The organism is Sphingopyxis sp. A083, assembly GCF_001468495.1.
GTDB classification, from domain to species: Bacteria; Pseudomonadota; Alphaproteobacteria; order Sphingomonadales; family Sphingomonadaceae; genus Sphingopyxis; species Sphingopyxis terrae.
Window position 1 is genome coordinate 156018 of record NZ_LNSK01000004.1, and the last position, 25367, is coordinate 181384.

21 protein-coding genes are annotated in these 25367 nt (G+C 66.9%); 9 read left to right on the forward strand and 12 right to left on the reverse strand.

Annotated features, from left to right (window positions below):
• Nucleotides 1-82 precede the first annotated feature (82 nt).
• Nucleotides 83-661: a thiamine phosphate synthase gene (locus tag ATE59_RS09860; RefSeq protein WP_231737236.1), complete on the forward strand. Its 579-nt coding sequence runs from the start codon at nt 83-85 to the stop codon at nt 659-661.
• Nucleotides 662-721: 60 nt separating this feature from the next.
• On the opposite strand, the gene ATE59_RS09865 is transcribed toward ATE59_RS09860, so the two are convergent.
• Entirely contained in the window at nt 722-1351 is a 630-nt protein-coding gene (locus ATE59_RS09865) for a hypothetical protein (protein WP_231292868.1), read from the reverse strand.
• Nucleotides 1352-1714: 363 nt separating this feature from the next.
• On the opposite strand from ATE59_RS09865, the gene ATE59_RS09870 reads away from it, so the two are divergent.
• The 4 genes from ATE59_RS09870 to holA all read left to right on the forward strand — a co-directional run bounded on the left by ATE59_RS09870 (nt 1715) and on the right by holA (nt 6495).
• Nucleotides 1715-2176, forward strand: coding sequence for a DUF3576 domain-containing protein (locus ATE59_RS09870; protein ID WP_058812276.1), 462 nt, complete (start codon nt 1715-1717; stop codon nt 2174-2176).
• 194 nt (nt 2177-2370) lie between these two features.
• Nucleotides 2371-4920 (forward strand): leucine--tRNA ligase, encoded by a 2550-nt coding sequence (leuS, locus tag ATE59_RS09875; protein ID WP_058812277.1) that lies wholly within the window; start codon nt 2371-2373, stop codon nt 4918-4920.
• A 1-nt stretch (nt 4921) separates the two neighbouring features.
• Nucleotides 4922-5458 (forward strand): LPS assembly lipoprotein LptE, encoded by a 537-nt coding sequence (gene lptE, locus ATE59_RS09880; RefSeq protein ID WP_058812278.1) that lies wholly within the window; start codon nt 4922-4924, stop codon nt 5456-5458.
• A gap of 5 nt (nt 5459-5463) precedes the next feature.
• Entirely contained in the window at nt 5464-6495 is a 1032-nt protein-coding gene (holA, locus tag ATE59_RS09885; protein WP_058812279.1) for a DNA polymerase III subunit delta, read from the forward strand.
• Between the two features lie 10 nt (nt 6496-6505).
• Here the strand turns inward: holA and ATE59_RS09890 are convergent, their stop codons facing one another.
• The 8 genes from ATE59_RS09890 to ATE59_RS09925 form a co-directional block, all read right to left on the reverse strand.
• Nucleotides 6506-8329, reverse strand: a complete 1824-nt coding sequence (locus ATE59_RS09890) for a cation:proton antiporter (protein ID WP_058812280.1) — start codon at nt 8327-8329, stop codon at nt 6506-6508.
• A gap of 116 nt (nt 8330-8445) precedes the next feature.
• Entirely contained in the window at nt 8446-11268 is a 2823-nt protein-coding gene (locus ATE59_RS09895; RefSeq protein WP_231737238.1) for a TonB-dependent receptor, read from the reverse strand.
• Nucleotides 11269-11427: 159 nt separating this feature from the next.
• The gene (pdeM, locus tag ATE59_RS09900) at nt 11428-12144 is read right to left on the reverse strand and encodes a ligase-associated DNA damage response endonuclease PdeM (protein WP_058812281.1); all 717 of its coding nucleotides are present in this window, start codon (nt 12142-12144) and stop codon (nt 11428-11430) included.
• A gap of 57 nt (nt 12145-12201) precedes the next feature.
• Nucleotides 12202-13260: an aspartyl protease family protein gene (locus ATE59_RS09905; protein ID WP_058812282.1), complete on the reverse strand. Its 1059-nt coding sequence runs from the start codon at nt 13258-13260 to the stop codon at nt 12202-12204.
• A 77-nt stretch (nt 13261-13337) separates the two neighbouring features.
• Nucleotides 13338-15746 (reverse strand): ligase-associated DNA damage response DEXH box helicase, encoded by a 2409-nt coding sequence (locus ATE59_RS09910; protein ID WP_058812283.1) that lies wholly within the window; start codon nt 15744-15746, stop codon nt 13338-13340.
• A gap of 94 nt (nt 15747-15840) precedes the next feature.
• Entirely contained in the window at nt 15841-16722 is an 882-nt protein-coding gene (locus tag ATE59_RS09915; protein ID WP_058812284.1) for an OmpA family protein, read from the reverse strand.
• A 159-nt stretch (nt 16723-16881) separates the two neighbouring features.
• Nucleotides 16882-17502, reverse strand: a complete 621-nt coding sequence (locus tag ATE59_RS09920) for a LysE family translocator (RefSeq protein ID WP_058812285.1) — start codon at nt 17500-17502, stop codon at nt 16882-16884.
• Nucleotides 17499-17966, reverse strand: a complete 468-nt coding sequence (locus tag ATE59_RS09925) for a cupin domain-containing protein (RefSeq protein WP_003041650.1) — start codon at nt 17964-17966, stop codon at nt 17499-17501. Before ATE59_RS09925 ends, ATE59_RS09920 begins: the two co-directional genes overlap by 4 nt.
• A gap of 94 nt (nt 17967-18060) precedes the next feature.
• On the opposite strand from ATE59_RS09925, the gene dapE reads away from it, so the two are divergent.
• Complete coding sequence (dapE, locus tag ATE59_RS09930; RefSeq protein ID WP_058812286.1) at nt 18061-19194, forward strand: succinyl-diaminopimelate desuccinylase; 1134 nt, start codon at nt 18061-18063, stop codon at nt 19192-19194.
• A gap of 3 nt (nt 19195-19197) precedes the next feature.
• Here dapE and ATE59_RS09935 read toward each other — a convergent pair whose 3' ends face one another.
• The 3 genes from ATE59_RS09935 to ATE59_RS09945 all read right to left on the reverse strand — a co-directional run bounded on the left by ATE59_RS09935 (nt 19198) and on the right by ATE59_RS09945 (nt 21812).
• On the reverse strand, nt 19198-19770 hold the full coding sequence (locus ATE59_RS09935) for a Smr/MutS family protein (RefSeq protein WP_058812287.1): 573 nt from the start codon (nt 19768-19770) through the stop codon (nt 19198-19200).
• 6 nt (nt 19771-19776) lie between these two features.
• Nucleotides 19777-21066 (reverse strand): murein transglycosylase A, encoded by a 1290-nt coding sequence (mltA, locus tag ATE59_RS09940; RefSeq protein ID WP_231737241.1) that lies wholly within the window; start codon nt 21064-21066, stop codon nt 19777-19779.
• A gap of 77 nt (nt 21067-21143) precedes the next feature.
• Complete coding sequence (locus ATE59_RS09945) at nt 21144-21812, reverse strand: Tim44/TimA family putative adaptor protein (protein ID WP_231737244.1); 669 nt, start codon at nt 21810-21812, stop codon at nt 21144-21146.
• A 272-nt stretch (nt 21813-22084) separates the two neighbouring features.
• Between ATE59_RS09945 and secB the strand changes: the two genes are divergently transcribed.
• Genes secB through trpS form a run of 3 tightly spaced genes read left to right on the forward strand, consistent with a single transcriptional unit; the run spans nt 22085 to nt 25243 of the window.
• Nucleotides 22085-22597 carry a protein-export chaperone SecB gene (gene secB / locus ATE59_RS09955; RefSeq protein ID WP_003041665.1) on the forward strand — a complete coding sequence of 171 codons (513 nt, stop codon included), beginning with the start codon at nt 22085-22087 and terminating at the stop codon, nt 22595-22597.
• A 27-nt stretch (nt 22598-22624) separates the two neighbouring features.
• The gene (gene murJ, locus ATE59_RS09960; protein WP_058812290.1) at nt 22625-24223 is read left to right on the forward strand and encodes a murein biosynthesis integral membrane protein MurJ; all 1599 of its coding nucleotides are present in this window, start codon (nt 22625-22627) and stop codon (nt 24221-24223) included.
• Between the two features lie 3 nt (nt 24224-24226).
• Entirely contained in the window at nt 24227-25243 is a 1017-nt protein-coding gene (gene trpS / locus ATE59_RS09965) for a tryptophan--tRNA ligase (RefSeq protein WP_058812291.1), read from the forward strand.
• Nucleotides 25244-25367: the final 124 nt, after the last annotated feature.

Below are 25367 nucleotides of genomic sequence, written 5' to 3' on the forward strand. Positions count from 1 at the left end.
CGAAGGGCGCGTTGCGTGCGCCCGCGACGCGCCTATAGGAAGGGCGATGGTCCGACGCCACCCCCTGCCCGCATGCTGGCTGATGAGCGACGCACGCAGCGCGGCCGGGACGGTGGGGCTCGCCGCGCTGTTGCCGCCGGGAAGCGGCATCGTCCTGCGGCACGACGCGCTGCCGCAGGGCGCGCGCTGGCGCCTTGCGCGCCGCCTCGCGCGCGTCGCAAAAGCGCGCGGGCTGATGCTGCTGATCGCGGGATTGCCCGCCGAGGCGCGGCGCTGGGGGGCCGATGGCGTCCATCTGCGGCAGCATGCTGCGCGCCGGGCGGCGCAGGCGCGCGCGATCGGCCTGATCGTCACCATGCCGGTCCATGACCATCGCGAGGCGCACCGCGCCCGGCGGGCGGGCGCCGACGCGGCGCTCGTCTCGCCGCTTCACCCGACGCGGTCGCATCCCGGCGCAGCACCGCTCGGCCGCGCCCAGTGGCTGCGGCTCGCGCGTGCGGCCGGCGGACAAGCGGTTGCGCTGGGCGGGATGACCCCGGCGCGCGCCCGCGCGCTGATCCGCGCCAGCGCCGCAAGCGGCATCCGGCCCGGCTGGGCCGCCATCGACGCATGGGAGCAAAAGGGAGCGACGCGCAAAGCGCGGCGCGGTCGGGTGCGTTAGTGGCCGACGCTGGGGGCATGATCGTCTATGGGCGGCCTGGCCCGACGATCGGTACAGCTTTTAGAAGCGGAAAGCGGTTCCGACATAGACCGCCTGACTGTCGCGGCGCGCGTCGGTCAGCGGCTGGAAGCGGTCGTCGGCCTTGTAACGGACGCCCGCGGTCACATCGAGATTCTTGGTCAGGCGATAGCTGCTGACGACATCGACGGTCTGCTCTTCGCCCGGCGCGGTGATGCGGTCGGTTGCGCCGGCCGGATCGGTGGGACGGCTGACCATCTTGGTCGCGAAGCGCGATTTCTTGTTGTCGGCCTGTTCGGGCGCGCGCGCGACCGGCAGGTTGCGCAGGTCGGTGCCGCTAGGCAGGGCCGGGGTCACGAATTTTTCGAACCCGACCGACGCGCCGAGATTATAGGTCACAGGGGCGATCGAGATCGGTGATTTGGTGCGGCCGGCGGCAAGCGCGGCGGTGCGCGCGCTCGACGAATCGTCGCGGGCGCGAATCACGACGGTGATCGCGCGATTTTTGTGTCCGTCATCGGGCAGCGCGGGCGTGAAGCTGAAGCCGCGGCGCGCCTCTTCCGAGATTTTGATATAGCGGGCGATCAGGCGCGGGTCGCCCGACGCCGGGGTGAATTGGCCAAGCACCGAATTCGAAAGCTGGGTGTCGCGAATCCGATCGGCGCGTGTCATCGACGCGAGCGCAGGCGGAAGCGCAACGGTAACCGCTGCTACCGCGAACAGTCCTGCTTTCCAAAAATGTCGCGAATTCCGCGCCATTGCTCTGCGACTCCAACCCCAATCGAATCCTGAGATAGGACGACGGGGGCGACAATTCCAGTGATTCCCGACCGATTGATCGCGCGTCGCCGGCTTTTCGCCGAACATGTTGCGCGAACAGCACAGTGGCGGGCGGAGATGAGCCGGGGATGAACGGTCGAAACACCGGAAATGGCGCGCTTGCCGGACGGCGGCAAGGGCGATAGAGACGCTTGCAAATTTCCGCATGCGCGCCCGCAATTTGCTGCCCGCGCGCCCAGAATAAGGTGTTACGGCATGTCCAAGCTTACCCTTCTTGCCTCGCTCGGTCGTCGTCCGGCCGCGCTCGCCCTGATCGGGGTCGCGGCGCTCGGCCTGTCGGCCTGCGGCGGGAAGGACCGGCCGCGCGCCGACCTGGCGGCGAGCCAGGTGACAACGATCGGCGTCAATTCCTATCTGTGGCGCGCGTCGCTCGACGCCCTGTCGTTCATGCCGCTGCTGCAGGCCGACAGCTCGGGCGGGGTCATCATCACCGACTGGTATGCGAACCCCGGCAATCCGAACGAGCGCATGAAGGTGACCGTGTCGATCCTCGATCGTGACCTGCGCGCCGATGCGCTGCGCGTCGCCGCGCTGCGTCAGGTCGCCCAGAACGGCACCTGGGTCGACGCGCCGGTTCAGGCCGCGACGGTGCAGAAGCTGGAAGAAATCATCCTCACCCGCGCCCGCGATCTGCGCCGCAGCGCGATCGAGGGCTGAGTTTCGGAATTCGGTGTTTCCCCGCGAAGGCGGGGATCCATCTCCGGTTGTTCCGGATTTGAACGGCAGGTGATGGGCCCCCGCCTCCAGCCCTTTGGCTGAAGTTTATCCTGAGCGCCCGTCCTGCGGGCAGTCGAAGGGTGGGGCACGCTATTTTGATCGATGGTATTTTGACAAACGGGGTAACCGAACAAATGACCCGCGAAACGCGCTTTGGCGCCCTCGCCGCCGACGCCCGCTGGCAGGCGGCATGGGACGCCGCGAACAGCTTTGCGACGACCGACAGTTCGAATAAGCCAAAGGCCTATATCCTCGAGATGTTCCCCTATCCGTCGGGACGCATCCACATGGGGCATGTCCGCAACTATGCGATGGGCGACGTGCTCGCGCGCTTCAAGCGGATGACCGGGCATGACGTGCTGCATCCGATGGGCTGGGACGCCTTTGGCATGCCGGCCGAAAATGCCGCGATGGAAAAGGGCGTCCACCCCGGCGGCTGGACGCGCGACAATATCGCGGCGATGCGCGCGCAATTGAAGCGCCTCGGCCTCGCGATCGACTGGAGCCGCGAACTCGCGACGTGCGAACCCGATTATTACGGGCAGGAACAGGCGCTGTTCCTCGACCTGTTCGCGCACGGACTCGTCACGCGCAAGGAAAGCTACGTCAACTGGGATCCCGTCGACATGACCGTGCTCGCCAACGAGCAGGTCATCGACGGGCGCGGCTGGCGTTCGGGCGCGCTGGTCGAGAAGAAGAAACTCTCGCAGTGGTTCCTCAAGATCACCGATTTCGCCGACGAACTGCTCGACGGCCTCAAGAGCCTCGAGCATTGGCCCGACAAGGTGCGGCTGATGCAGGAAAACTGGATCGGCAAGTCGCAGGGCCTGGAATTCAGCTTCAAGCTGGCGGGCGGCGCGCCGGGCTTCGACGTCTTCACGACGCGCCCCGACACGCTGTACGGGGCCAGCTTTGCGGCGATTTCGCCCGACCATCCGCTGGCCGAGTCGCTCGCCAAGGATGCGCCGCGCCTTGCCGCGTTCATCGAGGAGTGCCGCCGTCAAGGAACGTCGGCCGAACAGCTCGAAACCGCGGAGAAGATGGGCTTCGACACTGGCCTGTCGGTGCAACATCCGCTCGACCCCGACTGGCATCTGCCGATCTGGGTCGTGAATTATGTGCTGATGGATTATGGCACCGGCGCGATCTTCGGTTGTCCCGCGCACGACCAGCGCGACCTCGACTTCGCGCGCAAATATGATCTGCCCGTCCACCGCGTGATTGCCGACGGCGACGAAACCGGCCAGACTTTCCGCGGCGACGAAGCCTATACCGGCCCCGGCCGCCTCGTGAACAGCCACTTCCTAGACGGGATGAGCATCGACGAGGCGAAGGCCGCGATCATCGCGCGCGCCGAGCATGAAGGCTGGGGCAAGGGCACGACCGTCTGGCGCCTGCGCGACTGGGGCGTCTCGCGCCAGCGTTACTGGGGGACGCCGATCCCCTTCATCCATTGCCCGGCCTGCGGCCTCGTGCCGGTGCCGAAGGATCAGTTGCCGGTCGTACTGCCCGACGATGCCGATTTCTCGGTCCCCGGCAATCCGCTCGACCGCCATCCGACGTGGAAGCATGTCGCCTGCCCGACGTGCGGCGGCGCGGCGGTGCGCGAGACCGATACGCTCGATACCTTTGTCGATTCGTCGTGGTATTTCCTGCGCTTCGCCTCGGCACCGGCGGACAAGCCGTTCGATCCCGATGTCATCCGCCGCTGGCTGCCCGTCGACCAATATATTGGCGGCATCGAGCATGCGATCCTTCACCTGCTCTACGCGCGCTTCTGGACGCGCGCGCTCAACAAGCTTGGCATGATCGACATCAAGGAGCCCTTCGCCAGCCTGTTCACGCAGGGGATGGTGACGCACGAAACCTACAGCCGTGCGCAGGGCGAGGGCCTGCCCCCCCTCTTCTTCACCCCCGACGAGGTGGTGCGCACCGCCGACGGCGCGACGCTGGAGGCCGATGGCGCGCCGGTCGAGGTCGGCCGGGTCATCAAGATGTCGAAGTCGAAGAAGAATGTCGTCGATCCCGACGCCATCCTCGACCAATATGGCGCCGACGCCGCGCGCTGGTTCATGCTCTCCGACAGCCCGCCCGAGCGCGATCTGCCGTGGAGCGAGGCCGGGATCGAGGGCGCGTGGCGCTTCGTCCAGCGCTTGTGGCGCCTGTTCGGCGACACCGACAATGTCGGCGACGGCGGCGAGGACAAGGTGCTGGCGCGCAAGCTGCACCAGGCGATCGCCGGCGTTGCCGCCGACATCGAATCGCTCGGCTTCAACAAGGCGGTGGCCAAGATCCACGCGCTCGCCAACGATATCGAAAAGGCGAAGCCCTCGGCTACCCGCGCCGAAGCGTGCCGGACGCTGATCCTGCTCGTCGCGCCGATGATGCCGCATCTGGCCGAAGAGGCCTGGGCGGCGCTGCCCGCGGCGCAGCGGACGACCACGATGATCGCCGACGCCGCCTGGCCCGCCGCCGACCCGGCGCTTCTCGTCGATGACGAGGTGACGATCGCGATCCAGATCGCCGGCAAGCTGCGCGACACGATGACCGCCGCGAAGGGCGCCGACAAGGCCGCGCTCGAGGCCGCGGCGCTCGCCCGCCCGCGCATCGCCGAGCTGCTCGGCGGCGGCGTGCCCAAAAAGGTGATTGTCGTTCCCGACCGTCTGGTGAATATCGTTCCCTGACATGAAACGCCTGCTCACCTCCTCGCTCGTCGCCGCTTCGCTGCTTCTTGGCGGCTGCGGGCTCCGGCCGCTCTATGCGAACGGCAGCAAGGGCGCGGTGGCGCAGGTGTTGGCCGACGTCGATGTCGCGCCGATCGAGGGGCATAATGGCTGGCTCGTCCGCAACGCGCTGCGCGACCGGTTGCAGGCGACGCAGGGCGGACATGGTGCGGGCCAGCGGCTGCGCCTCGACGTGCGGCTCGAGGATTCGATCACAGGCCTCGGCGTCCGCTCCGACGATGCCGTGACGCGCGAGCGGCGGACGCTGCGCGCCCGCTATCAGCTCGTCGACGCGGCAAGCGGCGAAGTGCTGCTCGACGCGACCGCGGCGCAGGACGGCGGGATCGACGTCGTCGGCAGCGAATATTCGACGATCGCCGCCGAATCGACGACGCTCGAGCGGCTCGCGTCGGGAATCGCCGACCAGATCGTTGCGCGGCTGGCGGTCTTCGCCGACCGCGGCGGCGGCCAACCGGCGCCGGCCGCCCCGGCGCCCTGACCGGCATGAAGTCGGTCAAGCCCGGCGAACTCGAACGCCTCAGCCGCCTCGATCCCGCGGTGCGCTTCATCCTGCTGACCGGCCCCGACGACGCCACGATGGAAGGCGTCGCCGCGCATCTGATCGCGCTGGCCGGCAAGGAGGCCGAACGGGTCGATCTGACATCGGGTCAGATGGCACAGGACGGCGCGCTGCTCGCCGCCGAAGCCGCGTCGATGTCGCTCTTTTCGTCGGCGCGCGTGATCCGGCTCGAGATTTCGGGCGGCGGCGACGATTGCCTCGCCGCGGTCGAGGCGCTGCTCGGCGCCGACAGCGTGCTCAACCCGGTGATCGCGACCGGCGCGTCGGTCACCGCGCGATCGAAGCTCGTCAAGCTGGTCGAGGGCGCCGACAATGCGGTCGCCGCCATCTGTTACCAGCCCGACCGCCGCGCGCTTGTCGGCATCGCGATGGAAGTGGCGGCGGCGCAAGGATTGCGGGTTGCCAATGCCGAGGCGCAATTGCTCGTCGATCTCGTCTCGGGCGATCAGGCGCTGATGCGCCGCGAGATCGAGAAGATCGCGCTCTACCTCGACGCCGGCCCCGACCGGCAGCGGCAGGTCACGCCCGCCGACATCGCCGCGCTGGGCGCCGCGACGCATGAAGAGGATGTCAGCGCGTGCATCAACGTCGCGCTCGGCGGCAAGCTGCGCGATCTGCCCGACATGCTGGCCCAGGCGGCGGCGGTCGGCGTTGCCGAGATCCGCATCATCCGCGCGCTGGCGATCCGCGCGATGCAGCTCGCCAAGTTGCGCGCCGAGGTCGATGCCGGCGCGCACCCGGCGACGGTGGTCGCGGCGAAAAGCAGCGGCGTATTCTGGAAAGAGCGTGATGCGGTGACGGCGCAGCTGCACATCTGGGATTCGGTGCGCGTTGCGCGGTTGATGACGCGGCTGCTGGAATGCGAGCGCGCGCTGAAGGCATCGGGCACCGCGGGCGCGGTGCTGTTCCGCAAGCTGATGACCGACATCGCGCATCAGGCCGCGCGCGCACGCTGACGCCGGACCGTCAGACCGCGGCGGACGCTTCCTTCGCCTCGCGGCGCGCCTTCGGATCGTCGGGCGGAACGAAGGTCCACACCGTATCGCCAGCCTCCACCGTCGGGCGGTGGCGGGTCGAGAAGATCGCGAGGTCGCCCGACGCCTTGACCACCATCAGGCTGTCGCCCCCCGACGCCTTCATCCGCGCAACGAAGTCGGCATAGGGGAATTTTTCGGTGATCCGTGTGCGACCGAAGGTCCATCCGGCGTGCAGGCGGTCGAGCTGCGTGTCGATCGTGGTGCCGCCGATGGTGAACACGCGCCCGAGCCGCTGGCTCGCGCCGGTCGCCTCGCCCGCGACGCGGCTGACGCGGTCATGGCCGATCTCGGGCGCCAGCTCGCCGCAGACCAGCGCGTTATAGCTGTCATTATCAGTGGCGGCGATGAGCTGCTGATATTGGCCCATGTCGATCGCATCCTCGTGCACCTCGTCCAATATGTCGCCGTGATAGACGCGAATGTCGGCGCGGCGCGCGCGGCGCAGCGCGAACTTGCTGGCGTCGGCGATCATCACGCCGCGGTCCTGTTCCTTGACGAATTGCGCGAAGGCGATCGTCCAGCTGTTCGCTCCGACGAGCAGGACGCCGTCGCCCTTGCCCTGATCGAGCCCGAGCCAGCGCGCAAAGGTTCCCGCGGTAAAGCCATGCGCAAAGATCGTTGCGATGACGACGCCGAAGCCCAAGGGCACCAGCGCCTCCGCCCCCGGCACGCCATAGTCGGTGAGGCGCAGCGCGAAGAGGCCCGTTACCGCAACCGCGACGATCCCGCGCGGCGCTATCCAGGCGACGAACAGCCGCTCCTTCAGAGGGATGCGCGTGAACAGCAGCGCGGTCATGATCGTCAGCGGGCGCACGACGAAAAGCAGCAGAAGGAGGAAGATCAGGAAGCGGAACTGGAAATTCTTGACCACGTCCCAGTTGAGCGTCGCCGACAGGATGATGAAGACGCCGGATACCAGAACGACGGTCAGATCCTCCTTGAAGCGTTGCAGCGAGCGGGTCGAATAGGTTTCGCGGTTCGCCATCACGACGCCCATCACGGTGACGGTGATCAGCCCGGTTTCGTGCATGATGAGGTCCGAAAGCACGAAGACCGCGATTACCGTCGTCAGCAGCACCGGCGCCTTCAGATATTCGGGCACCCAGCCGCGCGGAAAGGCCCAGGTCAGCAGGAATCCCGCCGCGCCGCCGATCAGGATCGCCAGCACGCTCGCCGCGACGACGTCGGTGATGATGCTCACGCTATTCGCATCGGCACCGCCGTGGGTGATGTAGCTGTAGATACCGACCGCGAGCAGCGCGCCGATCGGATCGTTCACAATCCCTTCCCACTTGAGCATATTCTTGACGCGCGGCGCGATGTTGAGCGAGCGGAGCATCGGCGCAATCACGGTCGGTCCCGTCACAACCATCACCCCGCCGAACAGCGCCGCAAGCTCGAACGGCAGGCCCGCGCCATAATAGGCCGCAGCGGTGCCGAGCGCCCAGCCGACCGGCACGCCGATAAAGACGAGCATGAAGACCGCGGTTCCCGCCTGGCGCAGTTCGCGGAACTTGAGGCTCAAGCCGCCCTCGAACAGGATCACCGCAACGGCGAGCTTGATCATCGGTTCGCGCAGCGCGCCGAAATCGCGCACCGGATCGATCAGCCCGAGTACGGGGCCCGCCAATATGCCGGCGACGAGCATCAGCGCGATCGCGGGTTTGTTGGTTCGCCACGCCACCCATTGGGCGCCGATGCCGATCACGCCGATCAGCGCGATTTTTACGAGCAGGGAATCGATTGCGAACATGCCCCCAGCCTATGCAGGGTCGGCGCAAAGGTTCCACAAAAAAGAACCGCCCGCCTGCCATTCGGCAAGCGGGCGGTCCCTTATCCGGCCGGACAAGCCGACCGCATGTTACGCGATCAGAACTTGCCGCGAAGCGTCACGCCATAGGTGCGCGGTTCGGCAAGGAACTGCGAGAACAGCTGACGGCCGCCCGGATATTGCGGATCCGAGAATGCGCTGCTCACGCCGCCTTCCTGGAAGGGCGAGTTGAACGCGACCTGCGCATATTGCTTGTTGAACAGATTCTGCGCCCAGAATTCGATGCCCCACTTTTCGTCGGGACCGCGAACGCCAACGCGCGCGTTGAAGATCGCGTAGCCGTCCTGTTCCTTCTGCGGGAAGAGGTCCGAACCGGTATTATAGTCGCTGGTCATGCGACCATCGATATAGACGAGCCCGGTCAGGCCGCTGCTGCCGATTTCGGGCGTCCAGGTCACGCTGCCGGTCGCGACCAGTTCGGGCGCATTCGACAGATTGTTTCCGGGGAGCAGGCGCAACGCAGGATCGAGCGGCGCACCCGATGCATTGCCGACCAGATTGTTGCGATATTTGGTCCGTGCATAAGTCAGACCAGCAGTCATGCGGAAGTTGCGCGCCGGAACCAGCGAGGTTTCGAGTTCGAAGCCCTGCGTACGAACGCCCCATCCAACATTATCCGTTGCGCACGCGCCGGTGGTTGCGGCAGCGGCATTCGTATTCGCAGGCGCCCCCGGAATTGGCACGCCGCCGGAGGTGAACGTGCTCTGATCGCGATCGGCTCCGTTGAGATCAGCCGAGCAACCGTTCACGTTCTGCACCAGGAACACGCTGCCGTTAAACGTATTGAGCTGGAAGCTGCTGAAATCCGAACGGAAGAAGGTCAGCCCTGCGCTGAACGGCCCGGTCGAATATTTGGCGCCCAGTTCGTAGCTGTCGACCGTTTCCGGGTCGAACTGCAGATTGCCCACAAGCGACTGCGCTCCGCCGGCCTGGGCAAAGGACCAGGTCGGAACGCCGCCAACGATCTGGATCGGATTTTTCAGCGCCGACCGATCGAGGTTGAAGCCGCCGGCTTTGTAACCGCGGGCATAGCTTGCGTAGATCAACAGATCGTCGACCGGCTTGTACGACAGGATCGCGGTGCCGGTCCACTTGTCTTCGCTGCGCTGATCGTTGATCGAAACGCCGTTCAATTCGGCCGTCGAGTTGCCTTGACAGGCAAGCCCGATCAGCCCCGCCGAAACCGGCTGCAACGCAGTGACGCCAAGAAAACCGCCGACCAAATTCTGGACGTTGACGCAGGCCTGATTGTCGTTGGTGAAGGTTGCCGCGAACTTCTTCTTGTCGTGGGTGTAGCGCACACCCAAGGTCAGATCGAGCTTGTCGGTGATGTGGAAGATATTGTGGGTGAAAAGCGCCCAGTTGGTATCGTCCTGCCGGTAGCGGTCGTCAATACTACCCTTGTCGCTGATGCTGTCGAGTTGATCGAGCGCAGCGTAGATCGCCGGGGAAGCCGCGCCGAAGGCGGCCGGTCGTGCGGCAACACAGCCGGGTGACGTCGGCGAATAGAGACCCGCAAGCGCCCCGCCCGAGATAAGGCGGCAAGAGGCGAAGCGGCCATATTGCGTGCCAAACCGCAGATTGTCGCGCACCGTCAGCTTTTCATTGGCATAGAAGCCGCCAACGAGCCAGTCGAGCTTGCCGTCGAACGCTTCACCCTGCAGGCGCAGTTCCTGCGTGAAGGTGTGAAACTGACGGTAGGCATTGTCGCTCGGCGCGCGATAGAGAATGTCGACCGCGCCATAGTCGAGGTCGCCAGCTTGGCCCGAGCGATATTCGCGGTAGCCGGTGATCGAGGTCAGCGTCGCGCCGCCCAGGTCCCAGTCGATCTGGCCCGAAAAGCCGTAATCCTTGGTCTTGCCGGCGAAACTGCGGCCGGGGCTGACCGACAGGTTGCGGCTGTAACCTTGGCTGAAAGCGCTGAGCGGTTGACCAAGGTCGCGCAGCACGTTGATAATGTTGTTTCCGTCAGGCTGAGGAACCGTACCGGTCGACAGCGGCGTCGACGGATTGTTGAGATTGCCGATGTACGGGTTGACGCTGTTGTCGACATAGATCGCGCCGCAGCATTTTTCGTTGCGATAGGTGTAGTCGGCGATCAACCGGATCGACAGCGCGTCGGTCGGTTCGAACAGCAGCTGGCCGCGCAGGAAATAGCGGTCGCGGTTGTTGACGTCGGTATTGTTCGTCGTGTCGCGCAGGAAGCCGTCGCGCTTGACCCAGACGCCATCGAGGCGCGCCGCAACCTTGTCGGTGATCGGGCCCGTAACGCTGCCGCTCAGGCGCCAATAGTCGTAGTTGCCATAGGTGATTTCGCCGCTGGCGCCGAAGTTGAAGTCGGGCTTTTTCGAATAGATGCTGATCAGGCCCGCCGACGAGTTGCGTCCGCCGAGCGTGCCCTGCGGGCCGCGCTGGACTTCGACACGGTCGATCTCACCCAGTTCGTTGAGGCCGATGCCCGAACGCGAACGATAGACGCCGTCGATGAAGACCGGAACCGAGCTTTCGAGGCCGGGGTTGTCGCCGACGGTGCCGATACCGCGGATACGCGCCGAACCATTGGCTTCCGAACCCGTCGACGAGACGAGCAGCGACGGCGCCACCTGGTTGAGCTGGCGAATGTCGTTGGCGCCACTGTTCTGCAGCGTTTCGGCGCTGACCGCCGAAATTGCGACCGGCACGTCCGACAGCAGCTGCGAACGGCCCTGCGCGGTCACGACGATCGCATTGGCGGTGTCTTCGGCATTATCGGTGGTGGCGTCCTGCGCGAAGGCGGGCGCCGACATGGCCGCGACGGCAATCGACACGCCGAGCGCGGTCGTGCGAAGCAGACGGGCATTCAGTAGGGAAGATGATGTCACTTTGGGCACTCCTATCAGATAATTTCTTTTTTCGTTGCCCTGATGTCATACCGCAATTGGCGGCCCGATCCAGCGAGACCCCTGCTTTTTCGACGTTTTTGGGCGGGTGATGCTTTTTGGCCACAGCGCGGCCAAGGCGCGATACGCCGCCGCGGGCCGCTATCGCGCCGCCGCCCTTTTGCTTGCCGTAGCGTCATCGCGGGTCGCCGCGGTCGAGGGAAAGGCGAGCAGCCGCCCCTGCGCATTCAGCGCCGCATGATAGCAACCGGCGAAATTGGCAGCGATCGCCGGGTCGAATACGTCGAGGCCGCCGGTCAGGCTACCAAAGGCGGGCAGGATCAAGCGCTTGGCGTCATGCGCGAAGCAGGGGCGCGAGACGGGGCGGCCGCGAAGCTGCAGTCGCAGCTTGGGGTGGAAATGCCCCGATATCTCGGGCCGCGTCTCGTCCGGACAGCATTGGTGGCGCAGAACGATGCCATCGACGCAAAGCGCGTCGGCGATCGCCCCGCCCCACGCCCCGCCCGTCAGCCCGTCGTGATTGCCGGCGACCCAGACGAGTTCGGTCATCGCCGCCAGCGCGCGCAGCCGATCCGCCGTCGCCGGCGCGATGCGCTCGTCAGCGGTTCGATCATGAAAACTGTCGCCGAGACACCAGACGGCTCGCGCGCGCGTCCGCCGCGCCAGATCGGTCAGGCGGTCGAGCGTGTCCTGACTGTCGTAGGGCGGCAGCGGCTGGCCGTGCGCCGCATACCAGCTCGCCTTTTCCAGATGCAGGTCGGCGACGATCAGCGCCCCGTGCCGCGGCCAGAACAGCGCCCGTTCGGCAAGCAGGTGAAAGGTCTGGCCGGCAAAGTCGAAGGCGGGCGCGGGCGGCATCGCGCCGCTATGGCGCGCTATCCCGCCGCGGGCAAGCGCCGCGGACCGATCGCTTTGTTAGCTCCCGCGCGCCGCATTGTTGAGCGCGAAACGCTGGCCGGTCTCGCGGTTCGCCCCGCTCGGCAAATCGAAGACGACGCGGCGATTGGGGAAATCGATCTCGATCCGGTCAAACAGTGACATGCTGTCCATCCCCAGCAGCAACGCCGGCCGGTCATCAAGACCCAGCGCGCGAAAGGCTTGGCTGTCAGCGAAGCTAACGGGCAAGTCGTTGATGTCCAGACCCTTGACCGTAATGCGCTTGATCGCCGTCCGCGTCGCAGGGACCGCCTCGCCAGTCACGGCGCTCAGCGTAGTCTCGACAAAGGGCACGCGGTTGGCACGCCTCGCCGCAACCAGCCGCTGCAACGCCGGATTTCCGACGCTCGTCTGCGCGCCCGTATCGACGATGAGGTCAATGCGCTTTCCATCGAGCCGGGCGTCGGACAGGATAAGGCGGCCCGCGGCATTGCGCGCGGTAACGACAATGGCGTCGTCGTCGCGGATAATCGGTGCAGCACGCTTGCGCGTTGCCAGTATCTCCATGTGCTGCTTGCGAAAGTCGATCAGGACGCGCCGGTCTTCGAGCATGTCGACGCCGATCAGGCCGGCGGCGCCGATATGGCGACCGTAGAAGGCGGGCGCGACCAAGCCGGTCATCTCAAGGTCGGTCATTTGCAGGGCGGCGACCCGAAAGCTGGGGACGGTCGCAGAGCCGCCGATGGTCGCCAGCCGGAGCTGTTCGCCCGGCGCCAGCTTGAGTCGGGCGGCCAGTTCGCGGGCGATCACGGTCCGTTCGGCGCCGGTATCGACTAAGAACGAAAAAGGCCCCTGCCCGCCGATCGTGACCTCGACTGCCATGCGCCGCGTCGCATCAAGATCGAAAGGCTGAATGAAGGGAATGAGCGTGCCGGTTGCGGGGTCGACGACCATATCGGGAGTTGGATCCGCGGCGGCCGGTGGAACAGCAGGAGCTTCGGGCGCCGCTGGCGCGCCGGCAGGCTGGGCCGATCCCATCAACAGCGGTGCGGCGAGCAACAACGCCATCAGCGCGGGGCGATGCACATTATGCTTCATCGCGGCATCCTCTCTTTATTGTTATACGCTCATAATACGCCTCTTCGCGATTTTCAGCAATCGTGCGACCAACCCCGTCATTCGCGCCCCATCGCGGTTGCCGCGAGCGTATCGGCGAGCTCGCCGAGCAGCGCGTCGTCGAGGTCCGAGGCCGCGACATTTTCGCGCCCGATCAGCACCAGCACCGGGATCGCGAGCGGGCTGATCCGCTCCAGCCTTTGGTGCACCATCGTCCCCGCGGCGCGGTCGAGCAGGTCGCCGAGCCGCGCGACGTCGGTGAGGCGCTCGCGCGCGTCGGCCCAGGCGGCTTCGATCAGCAGATGATCGGGTTCATATTTGCGCAGGACGTCGAAGATAAGATCGGTCGAAAAAGTCACCTGCTTGCCCGTCTTGCGCTTGCCCGGATGCTGGCGTTCGATCAGCCCCCCGATCACCGCAACCTCGCGGAAGGCGCGCTTCAGGAGGTGCGAATTTTCGACCCATTCGACGAACTCGCCTTCCAATATGGTCGCGTCGAACAGCGCCTCGGGATGCGCGACCGGCTTCAGCGACCAGAGCGCGAGCGCATAGTCGGAAGCGACGAAGCCGAGCGGCTGTAGCCCCGCGCGCTCCATCCGTTTCGACAACAGCATGCCCAGCGACTGATGCGCGTTCCACCCCTCGAACGGATAGCAGACAAGATAATGCGCGCCCTCGTGCGGGAAGGTTTCGACGAGCAGCTCGCCGGGGCGCGGCAGCACCGAGCGCAGCGCCTGCATCTCGAGCCAGAAGCGCACATCCTCTGGAAAGCGCCGCCAGCTCGCCGGATCGGCCAGGAAGGCGCGCACCCGGTCGGCGAGCCGCGTCGACAGCGCCATCCGCGCCCCGACATAGGAGGGAATGCGGGCCGGACGCGTCGTTGCGCGCACGATGAGGTCGGTGTCGCGGATCGTCTCGACCTCGAGGCTGAGGCCGGCGAAGGCAAAGGTGTCGCCCGCGGTCAGCGTGCTCGCGAAATATTCCTCGACGCTGCCGAGGCGCCGCCCGTTCTTGAAGCGCACGTCGAGTGTGGGGGCATCGACGATGATCCCGGCGTTGAGCCGATGTTGCGCCGCGAGCCGGGGGTGCGCGATGCGCCAGCCCCCCTGCCCGTCGGGCGCCAGGCGGCGGAAGCGATCATAGCTTTTGAGCGCATATCCGCCGTCGCGAACGAAGCCGAGCAGGCGCGCAAAGAGCGCGGCGTCGATCCAGCGATACGGCTGCGCACCGCGGATTTCGGCAAGCAGATCCTCCTCGCGGAAGGGTGCGGCGCACGCGAGCGCCATGACATGCTGGGCCAGCACGTCGAGCGCGCCGGGACGGAAGCGATCGGCATCGCGCTCGCCCGCCTCGACCGCGTCGAGTGCGGCGCGCGCCTCGAGATATTCGAAGCGATTGCCCGGCACGATCAGCGCCCGGCTCGGTTCGTCGAGCCGGTGGTTGGCGCGACCGATACGCTGGAGCAGCCGCGACGAACCCTTGGGCGCCCCCATCTGGATCACGCAGTCGACATCACCCCAGTCGAGCCCGAGATCGAGGCTGGAAGTCGCGACGAGCGCCCGCAATCGCCCCTCGGCCATGGCGTTTTCGGCGCGCTGGCGCGCCTCGCGGTCGAGGCTGCCGTGATGGATCGCGATCGGCAGCGACAGGTCGTTGACCTTCCACAATTCCTGGAAAATCAGCTCGGCCAGCCCGCGCGTGTTGCAGAAGATGATCGTCGTGCGGTTCTTCGCGATTTCGGCCATCACCTGATGCACCGCATAGCGTCCCGAATGCCCCGCCCACGGCACCGCCCCCTCAGGCAGCAGGATCGCAATGTCGGGATCGGCGCCGCGCTCGCCCTCGACCAGCGTCACGCGCGTCGCATCGCCCTCGGGCGCGAGCCAGGCGCGATAGGCGTCCGCATCGGCAATCGTCGCCGACAGGCCGACGCGCCGCAGCCCCGGCGCGATGCGTTCGAGGCGCGCGAGCGCGAGGCTGAGCAGATCGCCGCGCTTGCCGGTCGCGAAGGCGTGGATTTCGTCGATGACCACCGTCTTCAGATCGGCGAACATCGCGAAGCTGTCGGGATAGGACAGCAGCAGCGACAGCGATTCGGGGGTGGTCAGCAGGATATTGGGCGGCCGACTGCGCTGGCGCGCCTTTTTGTCCGAACTTGTATCGCCGCTCCGGCTTTCGACGCTGATGTCGAGGTCCATGTCGGCGATCGGGCCGAGCAGGTTGCGCTCGACATCGGCGGCCAGCGCCTTGAGCGGCGAGACATAGAGGGTGTGCAACCGGTCGGACGAGTTGGCCGCAAGGTCGATCAGACTGGGGAGAAAGCCGGCCAATGTCTTGCCGGCGCCGGTCGCCGCCACGAGCAGCGCGCTTTCGCCGCGCTGCGCCGCCGCGAGCATGTCGGCCTGGTGCCGCCGCAGCCGCCACCCGCGGTGCGCGAACCAGCCGGCGAAGGGAGCGGGAAGCGACATGCGCGAGATGTGGCGCCGACGCTGCGCCGCGGCAACCCCTTCGCGCCCGCCGATGAGGCGGGGCGGGCGTGAACCCGCCCCGTACGCGCGTGGCTTAGAGGCCGTCGAGTCCCTTGCTGACGAGGATATTCACGGCCACGCGGCGATTCTGCGCCTTGCCTTCGACCGTGTCGTTGCTGGCGGCCGGATCGGCTTCGGCCATTCCGGTCGGCGTGAGCATGCGATAGGGCTTCCAGCCGCACGCCTGCTGCAGATAATTCACCACGCGCCCGGCACGCTTTTCGCTGAGCTGCTGATTGAGTTCCTCGCTGCCGGTCGAATCGGTGTAGCCGACGACGAGCAGCAGGGCATTGTCCATGCTTTCCGCCTGCTGCGCGACGGCGCACAGGTCGGATTTCGCCTGCGGCGACAGGACCGACTGGCCGGTGTCGAAATTCACCGTCGTCGTGGCTTTGACATTATACTGGTCGATGTCGCCCATCCGGCCACGCAGCGCTTCGGTGGCCGCGGTCTGTTCGGCGAACCGCTGATCGGTCCCGTTGCGAATCATCGAGGCGGTGCGCAGATCCTTGCTCTTGAGATCGATCTGGCTGGCGACCAGCCCGCCGTCCCACTGGCGCGTCTCGACCGACACGGGAAGGCCGTTGAGCAGCGCTTCGGCACCAAGCTTGTCGCGGTTCAGGCCCAGAAAGCCGCCGCTCGACTTGATCGTCGTGGCATCGGCGATGGTGATCACGGTGTTGCTGCCGTCGGCGGTCGTCACCTGCATCCGGTCGCCGCTGCGCGCCGAGATGATGCCTTCGACCTTCGGGCCTTCGGTCATCTGCGCCAGATCGGGCGGCGCGGCACCGGTTACGAGCAAGGATCCGTCGCTTTCGGGCGCATCCTGAGCCTGCACCGCCACCGCGGTGCTGACCGAGCCGGCAAGCATCGCCAGCAACAACAATCGCTTCGATTTCATGGAAACTGCACGCATTACGCTACTCCTTCATTCCGAGCCGCCCCCGCGAGTTCCCGCCGCCCTTTTCTGCACCTGAAATCGTCCGGCAAGGCCGTTGATCGATCGCGCCGTCCATATGAGCAGATTGTGCGGCGAACCGTTGGCGAGGGCGCACTTTCGGCGCAATTCGGGCGGTCAGCGGCCTGCGGTAAGCGCAAACCATATCGCCACCCCGACGATCGCGAGCGCGAGGATACGGCGCACGGTGCGGGTGCGCGCCGGGTCGGAAATCCAACCGCCGACCCGGCTCCCCGCCATGACAATGGTCAGATGCACCGCGGTCGCGATCGCGATGCTGACGAGCGCGAGCGCGAAGGCGAGGCCGAAGCCCGGCACCTGCCCGCCATTGAAGCGCGGGATGACGACGACGTAAAAGAGCATCGCCTTGGGATTGAGCAGATTGACCACCAGCCCGGAGAGGAAATGATGCCGCGACCGGCCCGGCGCGGCGATCAGCGCCGGTGAATTTTCGCCCGCGTCGCGCCAGCTTTCCCAGGCAAGCCAAAGCAGAAAGGCAGCGCCGCCCCAGCGCAAGACCTGCCACAGCAGCGGACTGGCCGACACGATGAAGGCGATCCCCAGCGCAGCGGCGAGCGCGTTGACGAACAGGCCGATCGCCACCCCGGCGGTCGCGGCGAGCCCGGCGCGGCGCCCCTCGCCCATCGCGAGCGCGGCGAGCCACGCCATGTTCGGGCCCGGCGTCAGTTCGATCAGCAGCACCGCCAAGCCAAAGCCGATCCAGTCGGCGTCGGTCACGGCAGGCGTTTCGTCGGATAGGGCGTGCCGTCCTTGTGGAAATAGCCGTCGGGCGTGAACAGCATGTCGATGTCCGAATAGCCGCCGCCGGTATCGTGCAGCTTGCCGCCGCCCAAGGCGACGAAGACGCAGTCGGCGCCCGATTCATTGATCAGATGATGACCGTTGGTGCTGCCCTTCGGCCATACCGCAATGTCGCCCGCGCGCATCGGCCAGCGCCCCGCATCCTCGACGAGCGTGGCTTCGCCCGAAATCATCACCAGCATCTCGTCCTCCCCGTCGTGCCAGTGGCGCTGCGACGACCAGGCGCCGGGTTTCAGCACGACATGGCTCGCGGCGAAATCGGCAAGGCCGGTGGCGGGCGCGAGGCGGCGGTACCAGCGCCCCTGCACCGGCGCGTCATAGGGGGCGGGATAGCCGGTGGCGTTCGTCTGGGGGATGGTGTCGAGATCGAGCTTGGGCATGAAGGACTCCGGGCATGTTCCCGCTTTGTTTTGCACAAAGGGGGCGTGATGCAAAGCCTCGACTTGGTGCGGCGCGAACGGGTAAGGGAGCGTCATGACCATGACCATCGACCCCGTCGACCTTGCCCGGGCGCTGATCGCCGCGCCGAGCGTCACGCCCGCGACCGGCGCCGTTTTCGACGTGCTGGAGGCGGCGCTCGCCCCGCTCGGTTTCACGGTCGAGCGCTTCATCGACGGGATCGAACCCGACGGGCCGGTCGAAAATCTGCTCGCGGTACGGGCGGGCAGCGGCCCGGTGCATTTCGGCTTTGCCGGGCATCTCGACGTCGTACCCCCGGGCGTCGGCTGGACCGGCGATGCTTTCGCACCCGAAATTCGCGGCGATCTGCTCTACGGCCGCGGCGCGGTCGACATGAAGGGTTCGATCGCCGCCTTCGTCGCCGCGGCGGCGGCAACCCCCGCCGACGCGGGGACGATCAGCCTGATCATCACCGGCGACGAGGAAGGTCCGGCGATCTTCGGCACCCGCGCGCTGATGGAGCATATGGATGCGCGCGGGGTGAGGCCCGACATGATCGTCGTCGGCGAACCGACGTCGGTGAACCGGCTCGGCGACATGGTGAAGATTGGCCGGCGCGGATCGGTCAATATCTGGATCGACGTCCCGGGGACGCAGGGCCATGTCGCCTATCCGCACCTGGCCGACAATCCGATCCCCAAGCTGGTGCGCATCCTGGCGGCGATCGATACGGTGACGCTCGACGAGGGGACCGCCTGGTTCCAGCCGTCGAACATCGAGTTCACCGACCTCGAGGTCGGCAATGGCGCGACCAACGTGATTCCGGCATCGGCGCGCGCGCGGCTGTCGATCCGCTTCAACGATCAGCAGAAGGGCGCCGATCTGGTCGCGATGGTCGAGCGCATCGCGCAGGATGTCGAGCCCGCGGCCAAGGTGATCGGCAAGATTTCGGGCGAGGCCTTTCTGACCCCGCCGGGCGCGCTGTCGTCGCTCGTCGCCGAAGCGATCCGGGCCGAGACGGGCATCGAAGCCGACATGTCGACGACCGGCGGCACCTCTGACGCGCGCTTCCTCCACGCACTGTGCCCGGTGGTCGAATTCGGGCTGACCAATGCGACGATGCACAAGCTCGACGAGGCGGTCGCGGTCGAAGACCTGCACACGCTGACGGCCATCTATCGCGGCATATTGGACCGCGCCTTTCGCTGACGCCTAATCCTCGCGGCTGCGCCGCAGGATGACATAGACCGCGCCCGCGCCGCCATGGCTGATGTGCGCGGGACGCAGCGCGACGATGCGGTCGGCATGGGGCGACACCGCAAGCCAGTCGGCAAGCGATGCGCGGATTGCGCCGCGCGGGCGCGGCTCGTGCGGTTGCGGCAAGCGGTCGGCGCCCGGCCGCAGGCGCCCCGCGACGACGAGCAGCACGCGCGCGCCGCGCAGCAGCGCCCGCCCGATCGCATCGTCGAGCAGCGCCTGCGCCGAGGCAAGGCTGTGGCCGTGGAGATCGATGCTGAGGTCGGGGCGGACGTGCCCCTTGCGCAGCCGCCGGTCCCAATGGCTGTCGAGCGTCGCCTGCCCATGGGTACGGCGCGGCGGGGGGAGCGCGGCGGGCCGGGCCCGCGCCGCGGCGGCACCGGCGAGGCCGCGCGGCTCCGGCTTGGGTGGCTGTACCGTCGGCGGCGCCGCCGGTTCGAGCGGCGACGGTGCGCGGTGGAGCGGCTTCACCGTGGCCGCGACCCGTTTCCACAGCGCGTTTTCTTCGGGAGCGAGGCGCCGCGCCATCGCCGGTCAGCGCGCGGCGGCGGTGAGCCGCGCGACCGCAGCGCGCGGCAGCAGGATCAGCGCCGAACCGCGCGCCGCCATGCCGCCCGCGATCGCACGCGCCTTTTCGCCGGCGCCCCAGAAGCTGTCGAACCGGTTCGCGCCCTTGATCGCGCCGCCGGTGTCCTGCGCTACCCACAGCCCATTGGGTTCGGCGCGGTCGAGCGAGAGGAAGACGGGGGCGCCGAGCGGCACATATTTGGGATCGGCGGCGACGCTCGCGCGGCCCGTGACCGGCACGCCGAGCGCGCCGAGCGGCCCGGGTCCGGTGAGTTCGCGGAAGAAGACCCAGCTCGGATTTTCATTCATCACCGCGGCGCCGCGAACCGGGTCGGCGCGCAGATAATCGAGGATGCCCTGCATCGAGGCCTGCCCCGGCTGGAGCGCGCCGCGGTCGAGCAGCAGCTTGCCGATGCCGACATAATCGCGGCCGTTCTGGCTGTCGTAACCGATCCGCATGACGCCGCCGTCAGGCAGGCGCAGCCGCCCCGACCCCTGCACCTGCAGGAAAAAGAATTCGGCCGCATCGGCCGCCCAGGCGATTTCGAGGCCGCGCCCGGCGAGCGCGCCGCGTTCGATCGCAAGGCGATCATAATAGGGGACGAAATTGCTGCCGTCGACGCGGCCGCGGATCTTCTTGCCCTGCAAATCCTTGGAAAACAGGCCGAGATCGACATCGACCAGATCGGCAGGGCGCCGGTAGATCGGCACGTCATAGCCCGGCCGCCGCGTCCGCGAGGCGGCGATTTCGGGTTCGTAATAGCCGGTGACGAAGGCGGTGCCTGCACCGACCTGCACCGTGCCGAAATAGCGGCTGAAGAAATTGCCGGCATCGCGGTCGGCCCAGCCGCTCGCGGCGCTGCACGCCTCGCCCCATTCGCCGGGCTGCGTGAGCCCGCTCGCATCGGTACGGCGCTGCACCGAGGGGCAGCTCAGCCGGAAGGCGATCAGCGCGACGGTCGCCTGTTCGGGCGCGATGCCCAGCGCATTATATTCGGGACCGGCGACGACACCGCTTTCGACCGCGCTGGTCGCGGTCGCGGGAACCGGCGGCGCGGCGAGCGGCGGATTGGGGGTTGCGGGAATCGGCTTGGCCGCGGCGCCCGGCGGCACCGATGGGCGCGGCTGATAGGGGCGCGGGGCGCCGGTCGTGGGGGCCGGAGTCGGTGCCGGTGCCGGGTTGGTCGCGGGGGCGGGGCGTGGTCCGGCGGCCGCCGGGATCACCGAGGCACAGCCCGACAGCAGCGGAACGGTCAAGAGAAGCACGAGGCCGACGCAGCGAAGGCGCGGCCTGCGATCCGGCACGGCGTCCCCCCGGAACATCCTGCTGCCGCTCAGGCGACGTCAGCTTCGTCGAGCAGCCAGTTGGGATCGCTGCTGCCGACCTTGCGGCGGAAGGTCCACAGATCGTCGGTCTGCGCCGCATCGCTCATCGATCCGGCGATCAGCTTGCCGTCGGCATCGCGCGTCACCGCGCTGATATCCGCCTGATAGCGCACGGTGATGCGCGCTTCGTTGCGGCCGAGTTCGACCGCGGTAATCTTCGCCGAATCGATGCCGATCAGGCGGTTTTCCAGCTTTTCGCCGCGCGCTTCGCGATCCTCGATCGCCGCGATGAAGCCTTCGTAGCTGTCATCGTCGCACAGGTCGCGCAGCGTGTCGCGGTCGCCTTTCCAGAAGGCCTCCAGAATCATGCGATAGGCCGCCTGCGCGCCGTCCATGAAGCGGCCCGCGTCGAAGTGACGGTCGCTCGCAAGCAACTGGCGCAGACCGGCTTCGGCAGAGGGTTCATAGACCAGTCCGCTGTTCACCGGCGCCTGATCGCGCGACGAGCCCACGGCGTCGGATTCGTCGAGCCGCACCGGCGCCGGCGCGGCGCGGTCGTCGCGGCGTGGCAGGACGGGTTCCTGTTCATGCCCCGTCCGTTTGCCGAGCACCGAATAGAGCCGCATGCCGAGGAAGGCGGCAATCATGGCGAGCAGGATGATCGAGAAAGCGGTCACAAGCAAATCCGATACGGACAAAGGGTAAAGACTTCGCCTTTACATAGGCGATGCCGGCACATGTTTCAAATCTCCATGACCGCACCATCGCGGCGGGTCAACGATTCGTCCCTTTGCCCGCTGCCGCGCTTCGCCGCGCGGCGATCCTTGCAGCCATTGTGCTGGCGCGCCGCCACTGCTAAGCGCCGCCGCAACCATTTGACGCGGGCCTTGCACGGCCTGCGGACGGTGACCCACATTTCATCCATCGTTTCAACGAAAGCGCATCTGACATGGCCGACGAGACCAGCATCGACATCAATCCCGCACCGCAGGCGAATGGCGAAGACACCAGCCCCGCGATCGGCCTGATCTCGCAATATGTGAAGGATCTGTCGTTCGAAAACCCCAATGCTCCGGCGGTTTTCCAGTGGCAGTCGGCGCCGCAGATGGATGTCCAGTTCAACATCGCCGCCGACGGCGTCGGCGACAATCTGTTCGAAGTCACGCTGAAGATCGACGTCACCGCCAAGCATGACGAAGGCACGGCCTTTGTCATCGAGCTCAAATATGCGGGCCTGTTCGGCGTGCGCAACGTCCCCGACGACCAGCTGCAGCCCTTCTTCCTCGCCGAAGCGCCGCGCATCCTGTTCCCCTTCGCACGCCGCGTCGTTGCCGACGTCGTGCGCGACGGCGGTTTCCAGCCGCTGCTGCTCGACCCGATCGATTTCCACGGCCTGTTCATGCAGCAGGTGCAGGCGCAGGCCGAACAGGCGGGCGACGCCGCGCCGGTCGGCCAGGCCTGATCCCGACCGCGGCGGCCGGCTGATCCGATGAGCAGCCTGGTCAAGAGCGTCGGGACGATCGGCGGGCTGACGCTGCTCAGCCGGATCTTCGGCTTCGCGCGCGACATGCTGCTCGCGCGCGTGCTCGGAGCCGGGCTGGCAGCCGACGCCTTTCAGCTTGCCTTCACCCTGCCCAACACCTTTCGGCGGTTGTTTGCCGAAGGCGCCTTCTCGGTCGCCTTCGTGCCGATGTACAGCCGCGCGCTGCACGGCAGTGAAGGCGACGGCGAAGCAGCGGCGGCGCGCTTCGCCGACGATGTCCTGTCGGTCTTCCTGTGGACGCTGCTCGCCTTTTCGGGCGTTATGATGGCCGTAATGCCGGGGATCGTGTGGGTCCTCGCGCGCGATTTCGGCAGCGTTCCGGGCAAGTTCGAGCTGGCGGTCTTCCTGAGCCGCGTCACCTTTCCCTATCTGGCGCTGATCAGCCTCGTCGCGATGCTGTCGGGCCTGCTCAACGCGCGGTCGCGCTTTGCGCCGGGCGCCTTTGCGCCGGTGCTCCTCAACATCGTGCTGATCGGCGGCATCGTTACCGGCTGGTGGCTGCGCGGCGACAGTCACGACGACCGGATCGTCGCGATCGCACTCGCGGTATCGGTCAGCCTCGCAGGTATCGCGCAGCTTGCCTATCTGTGGTGGGCGGTGCGCCGTGCCGGGCTGCGCCTGCACCTGCGCCTGCCGCGACTGACGCCCGAGGTACGGCGCCTGGGGATGCTGATCCTGCCGGCAACCTTCGGCGCGGGCATCTATCAAATCAGCCAGTTCGTCGACACCTTCTTCGCCACCTCGCTGCCGCAGGGGTCGCTGACATTGCTCAAGCTCGCCGACCGGCTCAACCAGTTGCCGCTCGGCATCGTCGGCATTGCGCTGGGCACCGCGATCCTGCCGATGCTGTCGCGCCATATCCACAGCGGCGACGCCGCCGAGGCGCAGCGGCTGCAGAGCAATGCCTTTGAAATGGCGACGCTGCTTACGCTGCCAGCCGCCGCCGCGCTTGCCATTTGCGCGCCCGCTTTCGTCACCGCCTTTTTCGTCGGCGGCAAATTCACCGCGGCCGACGGCGCAATCATGGCCCATATCGTCGTGGCGCTGGTCGCGGGGCTGCCGGCCTACGTGATCGTCAAGATATTGAACCCCGGCTTCTTCGCGCGCGAAGACACGCGGACGCCGGTGTGGACCGCGCTTGCCGCGCTCACCCTCAATATCGCGATCAACCTCTATGTCGTCGAACGCTATGGCATCGTCGGGCTCGCCGGGGCGACCGCAGCGTCGGCAAGCTTCAACTGCCTGCTGCTCTATGCCGTGCTCCACCGCCGCGGCTGGTTTCATTTTACCGCCCGGCTGGCGATCCGGATCGCGCGGCAGATCGTCGCGGTCGCAGCGATGTCGGCGCTGCTCGTCTGGTTGATGCCCGTCGTCGCCCCCTATTACGGCGGCAATGTCGCCGAACGGGTCGGCGCCCTCGCCGTGCTCGTGCTGGCGGGCGGCGTGACCTTTTTCGCCGTGGCTTTCCTTGTCGGTGCGCTTGACAAGGATCTGGTCGCCATGCTGACGCGGCGCCGCGGCAAGACCGCGCCGACACAGGAGTAAGACATGCGGATCGTTTCGGGCATCCAGCCCACCGGAAATTTGCACCTCGGCAATTATCTGGGCGCGATCCGCAACTGGGTGCGGATGCAGGATCAGGTGGCGAGCGATGGCGGCGACTGCCTGTTCTTTCTGGCCGACCTGCACGCAATCTCGATGCCGCATGTCCCGGCCGACCTGACCGCGAACACCCGCGCAATGACCGCGGCGCTCGTCGCCTGCGGTATCGACCCCGACCGTTCGACCCTGTTCAACCAGGCGCGCGTCCCGGCGCATGCCGAGCTGCAATGGCTGCTCAACGGCACCGCGCGGATCGGCTGGCTGAACCGGATGACGCAGTTCAAGGACAAGTCGGGCAAGAATCGCGAGGGCGCCTCGGCGGCGCTCTACACCTATCCGGTGCTGCAGGCGGCCGACGTGCTGCTCTATCAGGCAACGCACGTCCCCGTCGGCGAGGACCAGAAGCAGCATCTGGAGCTGGCGCGCGACATCGCGCAGAAGTTCAACAATGATTACGCAAGCGCGGAAGAACCCGTCTTCACCCTGCCCGAACCGATCATCCCGCCCGACGCCGCACGGATCATGAGCCTGCGCGACGGGTCGGCCAAGATGTCGAAATCCGATCCGTCGGACATGAGCCGCATCAACCTGACCGACAATGCCGACACGATGATGCAGAAGGTGAAGAAGGCGAAGACCGATCCCGAACCGCTGCCGTCCGAGGCCGCGGGATTGGAGGGGCGGCCCGAGGCGCGCAATCTGGTCGGGATCTACGCCACGCTTGCCGACTCGAGCACCGATACGGTGCTGCAACAGTTCGGCGGGCAGGGCTTCGGCGCGTTCAAGCCGGCGCTCGGCGAGCTGCTGATCGAGCGGCTGGCGCCGATCAACGCGCGCTTCGTCGCGCTCAAGGACGACCAGGCGGCGCTCGACGCGATCCTCGACAAGGGCGCCGACAAGGCGCGCGCGCTTGCAAAGCCGACGCTCGACACCACATATAGGGTCTTGGGGCTATGCCGCTAAGTCATTGCTTGCGTGGAACGGAGCTGCGACGAAGCGGGTTAAACCAAGGTTCAGCCGCGCCGGCGTAGTCATGCTATAAACGGTGCGTTCTGTGCGCGCACCGAATCACGGAGCATGATGATGA

What these genes read in the sequence shown, in the direction of transcription:
- ATE59_RS09860 (WP_231737236.1), top strand. Translation starts at nt 83, where the DNA reads ATGAGCGACGCACGCAGCGCGGCCGGGACGGTGGGGCTCGCCGCGCTG.
- ATE59_RS09865 (WP_231292868.1), bottom strand. Translation starts at nt 1,351, where the DNA reads ATGACACGCGCCGATCGGATTCGCGACACCCAGCTTTCGAATTCGGTG.
- ATE59_RS09870 (WP_058812276.1), top strand. Translation starts at nt 1,715, where the DNA reads ATGTCCAAGCTTACCCTTCTTGCCTCGCTCGGTCGTCGTCCGGCCGCG.
- leuS (WP_058812277.1), top strand. Translation starts at nt 2,371, where the DNA reads ATGACCCGCGAAACGCGCTTTGGCGCCCTCGCCGCCGACGCCCGCTGG.
- lptE (WP_058812278.1), top strand. Translation starts at nt 4,922, where the DNA reads ATGAAACGCCTGCTCACCTCCTCGCTCGTCGCCGCTTCGCTGCTTCTT.
- holA (WP_058812279.1), top strand. Translation starts at nt 5,464, where the DNA reads ATGAAGTCGGTCAAGCCCGGCGAACTCGAACGCCTCAGCCGCCTCGAT.
- ATE59_RS09890 (WP_058812280.1), bottom strand. Translation starts at nt 8,329, where the DNA reads ATGTTCGCAATCGATTCCCTGCTCGTAAAAATCGCGCTGATCGGCGTG.
- pdeM (WP_058812281.1), bottom strand. Translation starts at nt 12,144, where the DNA reads ATGCCGCCCGCGCCCGCCTTCGACTTTGCCGGCCAGACCTTTCACCTG.
- ATE59_RS09905 (WP_058812282.1), bottom strand. Translation starts at nt 13,260, where the DNA reads ATGAAGCATAATGTGCATCGCCCCGCGCTGATGGCGTTGTTGCTCGCC.
- ATE59_RS09910 (WP_058812283.1), bottom strand. Translation starts at nt 15,746, where the DNA reads ATGTCGCTTCCCGCTCCCTTCGCCGGCTGGTTCGCGCACCGCGGGTGG.
- ATE59_RS09915 (WP_058812284.1), bottom strand. Translation starts at nt 16,722, where the DNA reads ATGCGTGCAGTTTCCATGAAATCGAAGCGATTGTTGTTGCTGGCGATG.
- ATE59_RS09925 (WP_003041650.1), bottom strand. Translation starts at nt 17,966, where the DNA reads ATGCCCAAGCTCGATCTCGACACCATCCCCCAGACGAACGCCACCGGC.
- dapE (WP_058812286.1), top strand. Translation starts at nt 18,061, where the DNA reads ATGACCATGACCATCGACCCCGTCGACCTTGCCCGGGCGCTGATCGCC.
- ATE59_RS09935 (WP_058812287.1), bottom strand. Translation starts at nt 19,770, where the DNA reads ATGGCGCGGCGCCTCGCTCCCGAAGAAAACGCGCTGTGGAAACGGGTC.
- secB (WP_003041665.1), top strand. Translation starts at nt 22,085, where the DNA reads ATGGCCGACGAGACCAGCATCGACATCAATCCCGCACCGCAGGCGAAT.
- murJ (WP_058812290.1), top strand. Translation starts at nt 22,625, where the DNA reads ATGAGCAGCCTGGTCAAGAGCGTCGGGACGATCGGCGGGCTGACGCTG.
- trpS (WP_058812291.1), top strand. Translation starts at nt 24,227, where the DNA reads ATGCGGATCGTTTCGGGCATCCAGCCCACCGGAAATTTGCACCTCGGC.